Below are 16,394 nucleotides of genomic sequence, written 5' to 3' on the forward strand. Positions count from 1 at the left end.
TCGAGCCGCGCCGCGTCGTAGCCGAGACGGCGGCCGCTGAGCCGCTGTCGTCGGCGCGCACCGACGACCATGGCGGCCGCCCCGCCCGCGGCTCCGGCCGCAGCCGGGGCGATCCACCACAACTCACCGAACATCGTCAGGGGATCCATGCTCCGATGCTACCGACCCGCCCCGTTCACACCAGCGTTTGCTGCCACGCGGCGTGCAGCTGCGCGAACTTGCCGGAACCGCTGATGAGCACCGCCGGCGCATCGTCCTCGATGATCTCTCCATGCTCCATCACGAGCACACGATCCGCGATCGCCACCGTCGACAGCCGGTGCGCGATGATGATCGCCGTGCGGTCCTTCAGCAGCGTCTGCAGCGCCTCCTGAATCAAGCGTTCCGAGGGGATGTCGAGCGATGCCGTCGCCTCGTCGAGGATGAGCACGGCGGGGTCGGCGAGGAAGGCCCGCGCGAACGAGATGAGCTGCCGCTGGCCGGCGGACACCCGCCCGCCGCGCTTGTTCACGTCGGAGCTGTAACCGTCCGGAAGAGCTTCGATGAAGGCATCCGCCCCGACAGCCCGAGCTGCCGCACGGATCTCGTCCATCGTGGCATCGGGCTTGCCGAGCGCGATGTTGTCGGCGACGGTGCCGCTGAACAGGTAGGCCTCCTGCGTCACCATCACGATCGCCCGGCGCAGATCCTTCGGATGCAGCGACCGCAGGTCGACGCCGTCGAGGGTCACCCGCCCCTCGGTCGGATCGTAGAAACGGGAGATGAGCTTCGCCAGGGTCGACTTGCCGGCGCCCGTCGTTCCCACCAGCGCGATCGTCTGACCGGCTGGGATGTCGAGGGTGAAGTTCGGCAGGATCGTCTTTTCCCCCGAGTACCCGAACATCACCTCGTCGAAGCGCACGTGGCCGCGCGACTCCCACAGGTCGACGGGCTGCTCGGGGTCGGGGACCGTCGGCTCCTCCTCGAGCACGCCCGACACCTTCTCCAGCGCGGCCGCCGCCGACTGGTAGGAGTTCAAGAACATCGCGATCTCCTGCATGGGCGAGAAGAAGTTGCGCACGTACAGCACGGCGCTCAGCAGCACCCCCACCGTCAGTGCGCCATCCGCGACCCGCAGCCCGCCCCACAGCACCACGAGGCCGAGCGTGAGCGCGGCGACCCCCATGAGCCCGGGCTCGAACGTGCCGAACAGGAGCATCGACCGTCGGTTCACATCGCGGTAGTCACCCGCGACCTTCTGGAAGGAGGCGTCGTTGCGCGGTTCCTTGCGGAACGCCTTGACCGCCCGGATGCCCGTCATCGTCTCGACGAACTGCACGATCACCCGTGCGCTGATGACGCGGGACTCGCGGAACACGATCTGCGATCGGGAGTAGAACCAGCGCATGAGGAAGAAGAGGGGAATGCCCGCAAGCAGCAGGATGACCCCCGACTGCCAGTCCCACACCATCAGCGCGATGAAGGTGAACGCGCCGTACAGCACGCCCGAGACGAGGTTGTTCAGACCGCCGTCGAGCAGCTCCCGGATCGAATCCAGATCGCTCGTCTGTCGCGAGATGATGCGCCCCGAGGTGTACGTCTCGTGGAACTCGAGGCTCAGCCGCTGCGTGTGCAGGAAGATCCGCTTGCGCAGGTCGATGAGCACGGCCTGCGTGATGCGCGCCGCGACCACGACGTACCAGCCGATCAGAGCCGCGGCCATCACCCCGGCGAACAGGTACACCCCGCCGATGACGAGCGTCGGCGTCCAGTCGAGGTGATCGATCACCGCCGGCAGTGCGCGGTCGATGCCGATGCTGATGAGGATGGGTCCCGCCACCTGCAGCGCGGTGGAGACCACGAGCAGCACCGCGGCGAGCGCGATCTGCGCGTGCAGCGGCCGCACGAGCGAGCCGAGCAGACGCATCGAGCGCCGTCGGATGAGCCGACTCTCGTCGCGGGAGTAGTTGGAGCGGTCCTCGCCGCGTGTTCCGGTGATCGCCGTGCTCACGAGCGCACCTCCTCATCGTCGGTTGCGTCATCCGCGCCGATCACGGGAATCGCCCCCGTGCGCACCGCCTCATCCGCTTCGAGGCTGGAGATGACGTGGCGGTAGTGCTCGCTGGTTCGCAGCAGCTCCGAGTGCTTCCCGACCGCCGTGATGCGGCCGCTCTCCAGCAGAGCGACCCGATCGGCGAGCGCGACGGTCGACGGGCGGTGCGCCACGATGAGCGCCGTCGTATCGGCCAGCACCCGGCGCAGGGACTCTTCCACGAGCGCCTCGGTGTCGACGTCGAGCGCCGAGAGCGGGTCGTCGAGGACGAGGACCTTCGGTGCGGCGGCGACGGCACGGGCCAGAGCGAGGCGCTGGCGCTGACCGCCGGACAGGCTCATCCCCTCTTCGCCGATGACGGTCTCGACGCCGTCGGGCAGCTGATCGACGAACCCGGCCTGCGCGATGTCGAGGGCTTCGCGCAGGACGCGCTCGCCCTCGGGACTGTGCAGGTCGAGCTCGGCGCGCCCCAGCAGCACGTTCTCACGGATCGTGGCGGAGAACAGCGTCGCGTCCTCGAAGGCCATCGCGATGTGCCGGCGCAGCTCGGCGAGCGGCAGATCGCGCACGTCGACGCCGTCGAGCAGCACGCGGCCGCCGGTCACGTCGTACAGTCGCGTCGGCAGAGTCGTCAGGGTCGTCTTCCCGCTCCCGGTGAGACCGACCAGCGCCATGGTCTCCCCCGGCTCGAGCACCAGGTCGATGCCGTCGAGCAGATCGCGCTCGGAGGCACCGGCATCCTGATAGCGGAAGTGCGCGCCCTCGAAGACGAGCTCCCCGCGCGGCTCCACGATGTGAACCGGGTCCTCCGGATCGATGATCGTGTTCGTCTCGGAGAAGATCTCGAACACCCGATCGGTCGCGGTGCGGGCATCCAGCATGAAGGAGAACAGGAACCCGATCGACTCGATCGGCCAGCGCAGCACGGTCGCCATCGCGAAGAACGCGAACAGCTCCGCCACCGAGATGCCGCCCTGGGAGATGAGCCAGATGCCGCTCATCAGGCTCAGCCCGAACGCGATCTGCGGCATGAGGTCGAGGAAGAACCACAGCGAGCCGACCGCGCGGGCCTTGCTCATCTCGGTCTCGCGCAGAGTCTCGGCCTGCCCGGCGAAGCGGGTCAGCGCGTGCTTGCCCCGCCCGAACGCCTTGAGCACCCGGATGCCGTGCACGCTCTCCTCGACGCTGGTCGCGAGGTCTCCGGCCTGGTCCTGGCTGCGCCGGGTGAGCACGCCGTAGCGCTTCTCGAAGAGGTAGCCGCGGATCCAGAGCGGGAGGCCGGTGACCAGGAAGATCGTGCCGAGAAGCCAGTGCCAGCGGAACAGCAGCACGGTTCCGATCATGATCGTGAGGATGTTGACGACGAGCAGGATCAGGCCGAACGCCAGCCACCGCCGGATCAGGCCGATGTCCTGCATCATGCGGCTCAGCAGCTGACCCGACTGCCAGCGATCGTGAAATGCGACGGGGAGCCGCTGCAGCCGAGAGTACAGCTCGGTGCGCATGCGGTACTCGACCTCAGTGGACGGCTTCAGGATGAACCATCGGCGCAGCCACACCATGACGGCCTCGCCGACGGCGAGCGCGAACACGGCGAGCGCCCCCCAGACGATCGCCGAGACGACCCCGGAGTCGACCGGACCGCCCTCGTCGAGGATCCGCTCGAGCACGATCGGGATCATCAGGGCGATGACGGCCGCCGCGAGCGCGCTGAGGGCTCCGCCGAGCATCCGCGGGAAGGCGGGCTTCACGAACGGCTTCAAGCGCCAGAGCGCGGCCGGCGTGGAAAGCGGTGCGGAGGGAATCTGTGAAGACGAGGAAGACATGACTCTCGATGAGTGGGGTGCGAAGGAGGAGTAGGGATCTCGCTGAACGGCGCCTCCCGGTCGGCGCGACAGCCCTCCAGCCTATGGCTGCACGTCCCGCCGTCGCAACAAGGTCCTGCTCGAGGAGTCAGTGCTGTTCGCGCGCGAGCAACGACCCCTTCACCTCGGGCCCCCACGCGAAGCCGCCCTCACCGCCGTCGCTGCGCAGCACCCGGTGGCACGGCACGAACAGCGCCGGAGCGTTGCGGGCGCATACCGAGGCGGCGGCACGAACGGCCCGGGGGTTTCCGAGCTCGGCGGCGAACTCCGCGTACGTCAGTGGTGCCCCGGGCTCGATCCGGCGCAGCGCCGCCCAGCCCGCACGCTGCAGATCGGTGCCGAACTGCCGCACGGGCACCTCTGCGACGGCGGCGAAGTCGCCCGCGTAGTACGCACGGACCGCGTCCGCAGCATCCGTCTCGCCCTCCGAAGGATCGACGGGCCGGTGCTCCTGCGCCAGTCGCGCGAGCACCGCGTCGAGGTCGTCGGTCCACCCGGATGCCACCACCCGGGAATCATCGTCGATGACGAGGGTGAACGCCCCGTCCGGCGTATCGATCTTCTGCCAGGTGCCCATCGTGCTCTCCCGTCGCGCGGATGCCGTGCATCAACCCTGACACGTTCCGGGCGTCCTGTCTCGGGGGTCTTCCCCCTCCCGAAACGCCGAGCCCCCGTCTTTCCTGCGGGGAAAGGACGGGGGCTCGATGAGAAAGCGGGGCTCAGTGGAAGAAGTGGCGCTCTCCCGTGAAGTACATCGTCACGCCTGCGGCCTGCGCCGCGGCGATGACCTCCTCATCGCGCACCGATCCGCCAGGCTGCACGATCGCCGTGACACCGGCGTCGATGAGCACCTGGGGTCCATCGGCGAAGGGGAAGAAGGCATCGGATGCCGCGACCGAGCCGGCGGCGCGGTCACCGGCGCGCTCGACCGCCAGGCGGCACGAGTCGACGCGGTTGACCTGGCCCATGCCGACGCCGACCGTGGCGTTGGCCTTGGCGAGCACGATGGCGTTCGACTTCACCGCACGACACGACTTCCATGCGAAGACGAGGTTCTCCAGCTCGGCATCGTCGAGGGGCTCGCCGGAGACGAGCTGCCAGCTGTCGGCGACCGGGAGGATCTCCTGCGGGAACCGGTCGGCGTCCTGCAACAGCAGACCGCCGGAGACGAGGCGCACGTCCATGCGCTCCTGCTGCCAGTCATCGGGCAGCTGCAGCAGACGCAGGTTCTTCTTGGCCTTGAACACCTCGAGCGCGGCCGGCTCGAACGAGGGGGCGACGATGACCTCGGTGAAGATGTCCTTGAGGTTCTCGGCCATCTTCAACGTGACGGTGCCGTTCGCGGCGATCACCCCGCCGTAGGCCGACACCGGGTCGCACTCGTGGGCGCGCAGGTGCGCGCTGGCAATCGGGTCGAGGGCATTGGGCGCCGTGGTGGCGATACCGCACGGGTTCGCGTGCTTCACGATCGCGACGGTGGGCAGGATCATGTCGAAGGCCGCGCGCAGGGCCGCGTCGGCATCGACGTAGTTGTTGTACGACATCTCCTTGCCCTGCAGCTGCACGGCCTGGGCGATGCCGTGACCGCCGACGCGCGTGTAGATGGCGCCGCGCTGGTGCGCGTTCTCGCCGTAGCGCAGCGTCGCGAGGCGCTCGGCCTTGATCGTGAGGTGCTCGGGCAGCTCGCCGCCCTCGTTGAGCGTGCCCTCGGCGAACCAGGCGGCGATCGCCGTGTCATAGGCCGACGTGTGCGCGAAGGCGCGGGCCGCCAGCTCGCGGCGCTGCTCGAACGTCGTGCCGCCGGCCTTGACCGCCTCGATGATCGCCGGGTAGGACTCGGGCGAGACGACGATCGCGACGTTCGCGTGGTTCTTGGCCGATGCGCGCACCATCGCCGGACCGCCGATGTCGATCTGCTCGACGACGTCGTCGCCGGTGGCCCCGGAGGCGACGGTCTCGGTGAACGGATACAGGTTGACGACGACGAGCTCGAAGGGCGAGATGCCCAGCTCGGTGAGCTGACGCTCGTGGTCCTCGAGGCGCAGGTCGGCGAGCAGCCCGCCGTGGATGCTGGGGTGCAGCGTCTTGACGCGACCGTCGAGCATCTCGTCCACGCCGGTGACCGAGGCGACATCGGTGACGGTGAAGCCCGCCTCGCGGATCGTGGACGCCGTCGAACCGGTCGAGACGATCTCGACGCCCGCATCGGCGAGCGCCTGGGCGAGGACCAGCAGATCGGTCTTATCGCTCACCGAGACGAGAGCGCGACGGATCGCGACGGCGTCGCGCTCGCGGTAGAGGGACGAGTCGTGGCTCGGACCGGCCATGGGAGGGCTCCTTCGTGCGTTTTCGGGCGGAGAGGGGGGAAAGTCAGGGGGTCAGAGCGAGGTCGCCGGTCGCGATGCGACGCACCACGTCGATGAGCAGGCGCCGCTCGACCGGTTTGATCCGGTCGTGCAGCGTGCTCTCGGTGTCACCGGGCTCGATCACCACGCGCTCCTGCGCGAGGATCGGCCCGCTGTCGACGCCGTCATCGACGACGATCACACTGGCGCCGGTCTGCTCGGCACCGGCGGCGAGGGCGTCGCGCACGCCGTGCGCGCCCGGGAACTCCGGCAGGTACGCGGGATGGGTGTTGATGATGTTCGGCGCGAAGCGCGACACGAGCGATGCCGGCAGCAGCCGCATGAGGCCGCTGAGCACGATCAGATCCGGCGACCAGACCTCGAGCTGACGGCCGAGCTCCTCGCCCCAGGCCTCGCGATCGGGGAAGGAGCGGAACGGGACCGTGAAGCTCGGAATGCCGAAGTCCGCCGCGTGGGCGAGCCCCTCGGCATCACGATCGGCGCCGACGACGACGATCCGGGCGGGAAAGTCGGGGTGGCGGGCGGCTTCGAGGAGGGCGCGGAGGTTGGAGCCCGCGCCGGAGATGAGGACGGCGACCGTGAGCACCCGGCCAGTCTAGCGGGGCGCGGGAGTGCTCCCGTTCCCGAAGAATCCGTCGTCGGTGAGCGGCTGGGTCTCGCCCTCGTGGAAGCCGGGCAGCGTCTCCGCGATCACGGCGGTCTCGGCATCCGCCGTCGCCGACGCCGCCATCTCCTCGGCCCAGCGATCCGTGCGCTCCTCGGCGAGCTCGTCGCGATGGCGGGGGGCGATCAGCAGGATCGCGGTGCCGATGAGCACCTCGATGCCGACCGCGAGCGCCGTCCGACCCGGATGGGGACCGGTCTCGGCCATGCGCCCCGGGCCGATGGATCCGGATGCCAGGACCGCGGCGAGCGCGGTGACGCCGGCGGTCAGCGCGGCGATGCCCGCGGCGATCGCGACGCGCGGCCACAGCGGCTGCGCCGCCTCCTGCCAGACGAGGCGGGAGCGAACGATCCAGCCTGCGAACGCGCCCACCGCCACGGGCAGGAGCACGATGACCAGCATCCAGATCGAACCGTTCTCCGGAAGCAGGCCGAAAGCGGGCAGCCCCGGCACCACGCCGAGCTCCGTTCCCGCCGGCGACGCCGAGGTACCGGCTCCGACCGAGAAGCCGGCACCAGAGGCCCACGAGACGGCCCAGACGATCATGGTGGGCAGGTATGCCAGGTTGCCCAGCGCCAGAACCGTCGCACCGACCGCGTCGACGTGCGCCGATTCGAAGAGCGCGACGACCTCGCCGCCGCGCAGCGCCACCATGATCGCGATGAGCAGCGCTCCGATACCGGTGAGACCGACGACGGCGGCGGATGCCCCGCGCACGATCTCGCCCGGGACCAGACGCCACGCACCCCACCCGTCGACGAGGTCGTGCAGACGGTTCACGGGGCCGCCGTCGCCCTCGTTCCAGGCATGGCGCACCGCGCCGCCGAGGGCGCCGACCAGATAGACCGAGGCCGGGACGATGATCGCCGCGACCACCGGGACCGACGCCATCTCGACCCGGGCGGTGAGCGCGACCCCCGTGCTGATCGCGGCGAACACGACGATCCCCGCCCCGGCGCCGAGCAGCCCCGCACCGGAGCGGGCCGAGCGCGCACCCGATCGCGCGGCGAAGAGCAGGGTGAAGACGAGGAACACCATCGGAGTGAGCGAGAGCGTGAACGCCGCGGCCTGCGGGGCGATGCCCACGGCCGAGATGATGTCGCTGGGAAGGGCGATCGCCACCGGGACCCCGTGCCCGAACTGCCACAGGGTTCCTGCGAACGGCCAGAGCGCGCCCCAATCAGCATCGGCGCCGAGGACCAGGGTCCACAGCAGCGTGAGCGGTGCGAGCAGCACGGCGAGGCCGACGGCAGCGGCGATGGCTGCGTCGGCGGCGGCGAGGATCGCGACGAGGAGGCGTTGCATGTCCCCTCGAGACTACGACGAGATCGCCTCCGATCCGCACGGGCGCGCGCGACGCGCGCGGACACGATATCTTCTCCAAGGAGGTTTTACCCGAATGACTACTGCTCCCCCGCCCACTTCTCAGCAGACCGCCGAGCCGAAGAACGCCCTGGACAAGTTCTTCGAGATCAGCAAGCGCGGCTCGACCATCGGCACAGAGATCCGTGGCGGTGTCGTGACGTTCGTCACGATGGCGTACATCGTGATCCTCAACCCGATCATCCTGTCCACCGCCGACATCGAGGGCACGGTCCTCGACGGCGGCGCCGTGGCAGCGGCCACGGCCCTGACCGCCGGCATCATGACGCTGCTGTTCGGCATCATCACCCGCCTGCCGTTCGCGTTCGCCGCGGGCCTGGGCATCAACGCCTTCCTCGCGTTCTCCGTCGTCGGCTCGGTCACCTGGCCCGAGGCCATGGCGCTGGTCATGATCAACGGCGCCGTCATCGTCCTGCTGGCCGCCACCGGCCTGCGCAAGATGATCTTCGACGCCGTCCCCGTCCAGCTCAAGCTCGCGATCACGGTCGGCATCGGCCTGTTCATCGCGTTCATCGGCTTCGTCAACGCCGGCTTCGCCTCGGCCACCGGCGCGCAGTCCCCGCCGCTCGAGCTGGGCCTGGGCGGATCCGTCGCGACGCTTCCGACGCTGCTGTTCGTCGTCACCCTGTTCATCGGCGGCGCGCTCATCGCGCTGCGCGTCAAGGGCGCCATCCTCATCGCGATCGTCGGCGGCACCGCGCTCGCCGTGATCGCCAACCTCGTCTGGCCCGATGCCGGTCTCGGCTTCGACTTCTCCGGCGGGATCATGAGCATCCCCGACCTGAGCCTGATCGGCAACGTCGACTTCGCCTTCGACCTCGAGAAGGTCGGCGTCGTCGCCCTGGTGATGTTCGTCTTCACCCTCGTGTTCTCGAACTTCTTCGACGCCATGGGCACCATGACCGGCCTCGCCAAGGAGTCCGACCTCGCCGATGAGAAGGGCGACTTCCCGCGCATCAAGTCCGCTCTGGTCGTCGAGGGCGTCGGCGCGATCGTCGGCGGCGCGACCTCGTCGTCGTCGGCCACCGTGTTCGTCGAGTCCGGCTCCGGCATCGGCGAGGGCGCCCGCACGGGCTTCGCCACCTCCGTCACCGGCGTGCTGTTCCTGCTGGCTATGTTCTTCACCCCGCTGACCGGCCTTGTCCCCAGCTCGGTCGCCGCATCCGCCCTCGTCCTCGTCGGCGCGATGATGCTGACCCAGATCAAGAACATCGACTTCACCGACTTCCGCGTGCTGCTGCCGGTGTTCCTGACGGCCACGGTCATGCCGCTGACCTACTCGATCGCGAACGGCATCGGCGCGGGCTTCGTCGCCTGGATCGTGCTGCACGCCTTCTCCGGCAAGGCCAAGACGGTGCACCCGCTGCTGTGGATCGTCGGCATCGGCTTCGTGCTGTTCTTCGCCCGCGGCCCCCTGGAGACGGTCTTCGGCGTCGCCTGAGCCGCGCTCCTGACAGAACCGCGTCGAGACCTCGGTCTCGGCGCGGTTCTGTCGTTTCCCGGCGCCTCAGGTCGCCAAAACTTCTTCTGCGCACAACGCGGTGTTCACCCGCATCCACGAACGTGAACACGTGCCAACCCCCACACGCCGCCGATCGGCGAAGCATCTCGACATCGCCGCGGCCCTGCTCTCCGACATCACCTCCGGCCGTATCCCGGTCGGCCGCCCACTGCCCAGCGAATCCGCGCTCGCAGCCCGATTCGGCACCGCACGAGGAACCGTGCGCCGTGCGCTCGAACACGTCGAGTCGGCGCATCGACGCCTCTCCCGCCAGGGGAGCCGCTGGATCGTGCATCCGCAGACCCTCGCCCAGGACGTCACCGAGCTGCGCTCCTTCGGGCAGTGGGCCCGTGCGATCGGACACGAGCCCGGCGGACGGACGATCTCCTGCGAGGGCGGACGGGCGACGGGCGAGGAGTCTCATGTCCTCGGAGTCCCGACCGGCCACGCGGTTCTGCGCATCATGCGCCTGCAATACCTCAACGAACGACCCGTCATGGTCAAGCGCACGACCTTCCCGCAGTGGCTGATCCCGACGATCGCACGGCTTCCGCGCGATGCCCGCTCGATCATGGAGGTCGTCGAACGCGTGCACGGCCCGCAGCTCGCGCACGGCGAGCACACGATCTCCGCGGTGCTGCCCGATCCCGAGGACGCCCGGTTGCTGGAGGTCCCGCGGACCACCCCTCTGCTGCGCGTGCAGCGCTCCGCCCGCACGTTCGAGGGGCGCCCTTTCGAATACAGCGACGACCGCTACCTCTCCACGGCGACGTCGCTGAGCATCGTGAACTCCGCACGTTCGCCGCGCCGGACTGACGGTTCGCACCGCCCGTCAGCCCGCGTCACCGGATCGTCGACGTGACGCGATTCGCACGACCACGCCCGTGCACGAGCGCGTCTTCGGCTCCTTCTTGAGTAGAAGCGCCACGGGACCCTCCCCGAGGCCGAACTCTCCCCCTTCGGAAGGAAATACCATGACCATTCGCCGTTCGCGCGCTGCGCGCATCGGAGCCGTCTGCGTAGCCACCGCCGCGCTGACGGGCGCGCTCCTGCCGGCCACGGCCTTCGCCAGCCCTCCGGCACCGGCATCCGCCGAGGAACCCGTGGAGGACCGGGTCTTCCTCGCCGAGTCCTTCGACTCCGGCATCATCCCCGCCGAGTGGAACGTGATCGCCGGCGACTGGAGCATCGAGGACGGCGCTCTCGTCGGAGACGGCACCGGCGACGACGCCAAGATCATGTTCGGCGAGAACCGCGAGAACTTCGCGATCGACGTCGACGTGACCTTCGACTCCGCCGCCAATGGCGCACGCTGGCTCGCGCTCGTCCTCGACGGGCCCGCCGACGGTGCGACGCCCTGGCAGCACGCGGCGGTGCGCAACGGGTCGAGCGCCGGCAACGGCGTCGAGTTCGCCCAGCGCACGGCCGGCAGCACCTGGCGCGTCACCGACACCGGTTCGACCGCGGCCGACATCGGCATCGGCACGCAGGCGCATCTGCGCGTCGAGGTCAACGACAACGTCGGCACCTGGTACATCGACGGCGAGAAGATCATGACGACCCGCCAGCTGGTGCGCACCGCGGACGGCGTGCAGGGGCTCATCGCGAATCAGTCGGTCGTCCGCTACGACAACCTCGTGCTCTCCGAGATCGACCCGCTACCGCCCATCACCCTCCGCCAGCCGGGCGAGACCGGTGCGATCGTCGCGCACCGCGGCAACTCCTCGGTCGCGCCCGAGAACACCATGCCCGCGTTCGTGTCGGCCACGCGCGCCGGCGCGGAGTACTTCGAGATCGACATCACGATGTCGGCGGACGGGGTTCCCGTCGTCATGCACGACGGCACGGTCGACCGCACCACCGATGGCACGGGATCCATCAACGCCATGACGCTCGAGGAGATCCGTCAGCTCGATGCCGGATCCTGGTTCTCGCCGGCCTTCGCCGGGACGAAGGTCCCCACGTTCGAGGACGTGCTCACCTACGTCGCGAACGGAGGCGCCGACGTCGTCATCGAGTACAAGGGCGATTGGAGCATCGAGGACACCCAGCTCACGGTCGACATGATCGAGGCCGCAGGGGTCGAGAACAAGATCCTCGCGCAGAGCTTCAGCACGACCTCGGTCGCGAACTTCGCCTCCGTCGCCCCGGACCTCCCGGTCGGATGGCTTACGGGCGGAATCGATGCCGGCATCATCGCGACTGCGGAGCAGATCGGCGCGGATGCCATCAACCCGAGTTCTGCGACGGCCGAAGGCGTGGCGCTGGCCCACGAGCATGAGCTGGGCGTCTTCGTGTGGACCCAGAACAGCGCCGGCGCCTGGGAATCTCTGACCGCGATCGGCGTCGACGGCATCATCACGGATCGTCCGGATGCGCTCCGCGGCTGGATGCAGCGCTACAACCAGGCGCCGCCGGCGATTCCCGAGCCCGGTGCTCCGGAGGAGCCCGCCGCCGATGAGCAGAGCCTCGCCGTCAGCATCCCCGAGGCTGTGCAGCCCAGCGGGGAGTTCACATGGCGCTTCAGCTCGCAGGACGTCGTCTCGTTCGGGGAGGCGACCGCTCTCGGCGACAGCTTCGTCGCCTCGGGCGCGCTGAACGAGATCGAGATCACGGATACCCGATCCAACCCGTCCTCGCCGTGGTCTCTGTCGGGCCGGGCCGCGGACTTCATCTCCGGCGACGAGTCCTTCGGCGCCGACGCACTCGGTTGGGCTCCGCGCCTGGTGTCCGAGGGCGCCGGCGCGATCGCCGGAGACGCGGTCGAGGCCGGAGTCGGCTCCGGCCTCACCGAGGGCGCTGTGCTCGTCTCCGCCGCCGGCGATGAGTTCAAGGGCCTCGAGACGGCCGTCGTCTCCGCCGACCTGGCGCTGCGTCTGCCAGTGGGCCAGGCCGCCGGCGCATACACGTCGACCCTGACGGTCACGGTGATCCAGTGATGCCCGCGGGGCGCGGCGTCTGCGGCGCCGCGCCCCGACTCCCTCCATCCTCTGCGTCGAAAGGCCTCTCATGCTCCGACGTCCCCGCTCCCCCCGCGCCCTGCTCGGACCGATCGTGGCCACCGTTCTCGTCGCGCTCACCGCGTCGATGACATCCGCTCTCAGCGCCCACGCGGACGACACCCCGGTCGCCGCCGACGCGCAGCAGGCCGCCGATGGCCAGGTCGCGTGGAGCATGATTCCGGTGATCACCGACATCGGCGAGGAGCGCAGCAATTTCTCCTATGCGCTCGATCCAGGAGAGAGCGTCGAAGACGCGGTCCTCATCCGCAACTCCGGAAGCGCTCCCGTGGACCTCGCCGTGCACGGCTCGGACGCCTTCACGAATGAGAGCGGCTCCCTCGAGATCGCGACGGTCGCTTCCGAGGGCGGCGTCAGCACGTGGATCGCGCCCTCCGTCGACAACGTGCACGTGGAGCCCGGCGAGCTCGTGCGCATCCCGTTCCGCGTCACGGCGCCCTCCGATGCGCTGCCCGGCGAGCACGCCGGTGCGCTGCTGACAGTGCTGGAGAGCGCGGGAGAGACCGTGTCCGTCGACATGCGCTATGCCACTCGTGTCACGGTCGGCATCTCCGGAGAGCTGACCGCCGGCCTGGCACTCGAGGATGCCTCACTATCGATCGACACCGGGTTCTGGCCCTGGGAGCCCGCCCTCGCGGAAATCTCCTACTCGGTGCGCAACACCGGGAACACCCGCCTGAGCGCGATGCAGCTGGTATCCGGGGGCGGTGTGGAGGAATACTCGAGCGCGGAGAGCACCAACGGCCTGCTGCCGCTGAACGAATTGCTTCCGGGCGCCGGTGTCGAAGTGGATGCTGCGCTCCCCGGCTTGCACGTCTGGTCGCCCGTGACGGCGATCGAGGTGTCGGTGTCGCCGACGATCCTGACGAACTCCGCCGCCTCGGAGCTTCCGCTTCCCGCCGTCGAGCAGCAGCAGCTGTCCCTGTCGACCGTCGCGATCGCCCCGGGCACGTGGGTGATCGCTGCCGGCGCGCTGGTCGCGGTGCTTCTGGTGATTCGACGAATCCGTCGCCCGAGTAAAAAGTAACGAAAAGGTCTCGACGGCGCGCTCGGGCTCTGCCAGGATCGGGCCATGAGTCTTCGCCGTCGACGCCTCTGGGGCCTGGTGCTCCTCAGCGCAGGCATCTGGGGGGCCGTCGCGACCGCCGTCGCCCCGGCCGCATCCGCCACCATCGTCCACCCGGCCCCCGCCGCGACCGTCGCCGAGTCGTCGAGCGCATTGCGCGACCTGGTCACGCTCCGCCCGTTCACGGTGCTGCGCGACCCCGGTGAGACCGGGCTCGTGATCGCCCACCGCGGTGATTCCGACGAAGCCCCTGAGAACACGATCCCGGCCTTCGCCTCGACGTCCGCCGCGGGCGCCTCCCACCTGGAGCTCGACATCAGGCTGTCCGCCGACGGCATCCCCATGGTCATCCACGATGCGACCGTCGATCGCACGACCGACGGCACCGGGGCGGTCGGAGAGATGACCGCGCACGAACTGCGTGCGCTCGACGCCGGCTCCTGGTTCTCCGAGGAGTTCCGCGCCACCCGCATCCCGACGCTCGCCGAGGCGCTGGCCCAAGCCGCCACCCAGGGGCAGGACGTGCTCATCGAGTACAAGGGCGCCTGGAAGCGCTCCGATATCCGTACGACCATGAGGCTCATCGCCGACGCCGGCCTCGAGCGCCGCGTCATCGCGCAAAGCTTCAGCCGCCGCACGGTCGCGAACATCGCGGCCGTGGCCCCCGATATGCCGCTCGGCTGGCTCACCCACGAGCTCGACGCGCTGGCCGTCCACACCGCACTGTCGATCGGTGCGGATGCTGTGAACCCGGCCGCCGCGACCATCGAGTCCGTGGCCCTCGCGCACCGCGCGGGCCTCGGCGTCTTCGTCTGGACGCACGACGAGGATGCGGCGTGGGAGGCCTACACGCAGATGGGCGTCGACGGAATCATCACGAACCGCCCCCGTGCGCTGGTGGCCTGGTCCGAGGCCTGATCCCGCCCGGTGGTGAGACGGCGACCACCGGGCTCGGATTCAGCGCACGGCGCGCAGGTCGCGCCGGATGCTCTCCTGCCAACGGCCGGCCTCGCCCCCGACACCGTGCATCACTGCGACGTCGTTCGGCGATGCGCCGTGCACTTCGCGGAACGCCCGGGAGAACGCGGGCAGATGCGCGTATCCCAGTCCTCGGGAGACGGTCGATGCAGCCGTCCCCCCCCCCACTCAACTGCACGCGCGCACGCGACATCCGCGACATGCGCACCCACTGTGCGAATGTCGCCCCCGTCTGAGCGTTGATGATCCGACTGAGGCCGCGTTCCGGCATCCCGAGCCACTGCGCGCAATCCGCCAGCCCCGGCTCCGCGATGTCGCCCACGGCGAGCGCGCTGGCCACAGCTCCCAGCGCGGATACCGCGGCATCGGCCGGTGCGCGCACGGAGCCGTCGAGAACCCGCTCGAACCCTGCCGTCGGGTCGGTCCCGGCGGCGCGGATCGTCGTGTATGCGGCGACGACCGCTCGGATCATGTCACCCACGTCCTCTGCGGGGATATCGCATGCAGCGACGGGGCCGCCGACGGCGATTGATCGACCGGAGACGTATCCGACCGGGAGGACGAGCGAGCCGCGGGCGATGCGGATGCCGTTCGGCACACCGGCGGGAAGCACGATCGCCTGACCAGCGCGCAGCGGGAGCAGCCGGTCGCCGAGCGAGGCCTGTGCGGTACCGAAGACCACCCACACCGCGACGTGGGATCCGTTCACCCGCGGCCACGTGCGGTGAGAGGGCAGCGTCTCCACGCTCGACGCGTCCGCGACCACGCGTTCGTCAGCGAGGGCGGAGCTGCGCTCCCGCCAGCGGGCGGGCGCTACCCCGACCGCATCCCGGAAGGCGCGCGAGAAGCCGCTCACCGTCTCGTATCCGGTGGCGTGCGCGACCGCCTCGACCTCGCCGCCGTCGCGCAGCAGGTCTGCGGCGAGCGCGATCCTGGCCCTGCGCGCCCACTGCCCCGGCGAGAGCCCGGTCTCGGAGAGGAAGCGGCGCTGCACCGTGCGCGGCGACCACCCGCTGAGACGCCGCCGCGCGATCTCGAGGAGCGGAATCGCCGGAGACCGGACGAAGACGGCGACGAGTGCAGCCAATTCCGGCGTGGTCGGCGTCGGCGGGAAGGAAATGTTCGGGCTCGATCCGACCGCATCATCGAGCAGGCCCTGGAGCAGCCCACGACACGACGCGTCATCGAGGTACCCCAGCGCTTCCGCGAACGCGCGCAGCAACCACGGGCGCCATGAATCCAGAACCTCGATGAACACGTCCGCGCGCTCGTCCCCGACTCGCAGACCGGGAACCGGAACGACCACGGCATCCGCCGAGGCCCGCACCTCGACGGCGCTGCCCGCAGGCACCCAGAGAGCAGCACCCGCCGAGACGACCCGCTCGCGCCCGTCGACCTAGATCCGTGCGCTGCCCCGCACCGTCCAGTGCAGCACCGGTTCGATGAGGCGTTCGGCACTGCCGGGACGACGCCCAGCGGGAAGTGGTAACACGTTGACGTCCCGGGAAAACTCGATCAG

Annotated in this window: 12 protein-coding genes; 5 read left to right on the forward strand and 7 right to left on the reverse strand. The window is 69.7% G+C overall.

All coding sequences use genetic code 11. From position 1 onward, the window contains the following. Positions 1–175: 175 nt before the first annotated feature. The 6 genes from Q0Z66_RS08685 to Q0Z66_RS08710 all read right to left on the reverse strand — a co-directional run bounded on the left by Q0Z66_RS08685 (position 176) and on the right by Q0Z66_RS08710 (position 8,232). Positions 176–1,990 (reverse strand): ABC transporter ATP-binding protein, encoded by a 1,815-nt coding sequence (locus tag Q0Z66_RS08685; protein WP_298040245.1) that lies wholly within the window; start codon positions 1,988–1,990, stop codon positions 176–178. Next, complete coding sequence (locus Q0Z66_RS08690; protein ID WP_298040246.1) at positions 1,987–3,858, reverse strand: ABC transporter ATP-binding protein; 1,872 nt, start codon at positions 3,856–3,858, stop codon at positions 1,987–1,989. The genes Q0Z66_RS08685 and Q0Z66_RS08690 overlap by 4 nt, the downstream gene beginning before the upstream one ends. 127 nt (positions 3,859–3,985) lie before the next feature. Beyond that, complete coding sequence (locus Q0Z66_RS08695; protein WP_298040247.1) at positions 3,986–4,474, reverse strand: methylated-DNA--[protein]-cysteine S-methyltransferase; 489 nt, start codon at positions 4,472–4,474, stop codon at positions 3,986–3,988. A 142-nt stretch (positions 4,475–4,616) separates the two neighbouring features. Continuing rightward, the gene (gene purH / locus Q0Z66_RS08700; protein WP_298040248.1) at positions 4,617–6,224 is read right to left on the reverse strand and encodes a bifunctional phosphoribosylaminoimidazolecarboxamide formyltransferase/IMP cyclohydrolase; all 1,608 of its coding nucleotides are present in this window, start codon (positions 6,222–6,224) and stop codon (positions 4,617–4,619) included. 43 nt (positions 6,225–6,267) lie between these two features. After that, complete coding sequence (gene purN / locus Q0Z66_RS08705) at positions 6,268–6,849, reverse strand: phosphoribosylglycinamide formyltransferase (protein ID WP_298040249.1); 582 nt, start codon at positions 6,847–6,849, stop codon at positions 6,268–6,270. Positions 6,850–6,858: 9 nt separating this feature from the next. Beyond that, positions 6,859–8,232, reverse strand: coding sequence for a DUF6350 family protein (locus tag Q0Z66_RS08710; RefSeq protein WP_298040250.1), 1,374 nt, complete (start codon positions 8,230–8,232; stop codon positions 6,859–6,861). Positions 8,233–8,326: 94 nt separating this feature from the next. Between Q0Z66_RS08710 and Q0Z66_RS08715 the strand changes: the two genes are divergently transcribed. From Q0Z66_RS08715 to Q0Z66_RS08735, 5 genes are all read left to right on the forward strand, one after another. Next, the gene (locus tag Q0Z66_RS08715) at positions 8,327–9,751 is read left to right on the forward strand and encodes an NCS2 family permease (protein ID WP_298040251.1); all 1,425 of its coding nucleotides are present in this window, start codon (positions 8,327–8,329) and stop codon (positions 9,749–9,751) included. Between the two features lie 130 nt (positions 9,752–9,881). Continuing rightward, the gene (locus Q0Z66_RS08720) at positions 9,882–10,673 is read left to right on the forward strand and encodes a GntR family transcriptional regulator (RefSeq protein ID WP_298040252.1); all 792 of its coding nucleotides are present in this window, start codon (positions 9,882–9,884) and stop codon (positions 10,671–10,673) included. 112 nt (positions 10,674–10,785) lie between these two features. Further along, on the forward strand, positions 10,786–12,750 hold the full coding sequence (locus tag Q0Z66_RS08725; protein WP_298040254.1) for a glycerophosphodiester phosphodiesterase family protein: 1,965 nt from the start codon (positions 10,786–10,788) through the stop codon (positions 12,748–12,750). A 70-nt stretch (positions 12,751–12,820) separates the two neighbouring features. Then, on the forward strand, positions 12,821–13,858 hold the full coding sequence (locus Q0Z66_RS08730) for a DUF916 domain-containing protein (RefSeq protein WP_298040255.1): 1,038 nt from the start codon (positions 12,821–12,823) through the stop codon (positions 13,856–13,858). A 45-nt stretch (positions 13,859–13,903) separates the two neighbouring features. Then, positions 13,904–14,815 (forward strand): glycerophosphodiester phosphodiesterase family protein, encoded by a 912-nt coding sequence (locus Q0Z66_RS08735; protein ID WP_298040257.1) that lies wholly within the window; start codon positions 13,904–13,906, stop codon positions 14,813–14,815. On the opposite strand, the gene Q0Z66_RS08740 is transcribed toward Q0Z66_RS08735, so the two are convergent. Then, positions 14,772–16,226, reverse strand: coding sequence for a helix-turn-helix domain-containing protein (locus tag Q0Z66_RS08740; protein ID WP_298040259.1), 1,455 nt, complete (start codon positions 16,224–16,226; stop codon positions 14,772–14,774). The two genes, Q0Z66_RS08735 and Q0Z66_RS08740, sit on opposite strands and share 44 nt — an antisense overlap. Between the last annotated feature and the right edge of the window lie 168 nt (positions 16,227–16,394).

It is taken from the genome of uncultured Microbacterium sp., assembly GCF_947632095.1.
Taxonomy (GTDB): Bacteria; Actinomycetota; Actinomycetes; order Actinomycetales; family Microbacteriaceae; genus Microbacterium.

Bases quoted from the DNA above. Each gene is read 5' to 3' on its own strand.
- Q0Z66_RS08690 (WP_298040246.1), bottom strand. From the start codon at position 3,858: ATGTCTTCCTCGTCTTCACAGATTCCCTCCGCACCGCTTTCCACGCCG.
- Q0Z66_RS08695 (WP_298040247.1), bottom strand. From the start codon at position 4,474: ATGGGCACCTGGCAGAAGATCGATACGCCGGACGGGGCGTTCACCCTC.
- purH (WP_298040248.1), bottom strand. From the start codon at position 6,224: ATGGCCGGTCCGAGCCACGACTCGTCCCTCTACCGCGAGCGCGACGCC.
- Q0Z66_RS08710 (WP_298040250.1), bottom strand. From the start codon at position 8,232: ATGCAACGCCTCCTCGTCGCGATCCTCGCCGCCGCCGACGCAGCCATC.
- Q0Z66_RS08715 (WP_298040251.1), top strand. From the start codon at position 8,327: ATGACTACTGCTCCCCCGCCCACTTCTCAGCAGACCGCCGAGCCGAAG.
- Q0Z66_RS08725 (WP_298040254.1), top strand. From the start codon at position 10,786: ATGACCATTCGCCGTTCGCGCGCTGCGCGCATCGGAGCCGTCTGCGTA.
- Q0Z66_RS08730 (WP_298040255.1), top strand. From the start codon at position 12,821: ATGCTCCGACGTCCCCGCTCCCCCCGCGCCCTGCTCGGACCGATCGTG.
- Q0Z66_RS08735 (WP_298040257.1), top strand. From the start codon at position 13,904: ATGAGTCTTCGCCGTCGACGCCTCTGGGGCCTGGTGCTCCTCAGCGCA.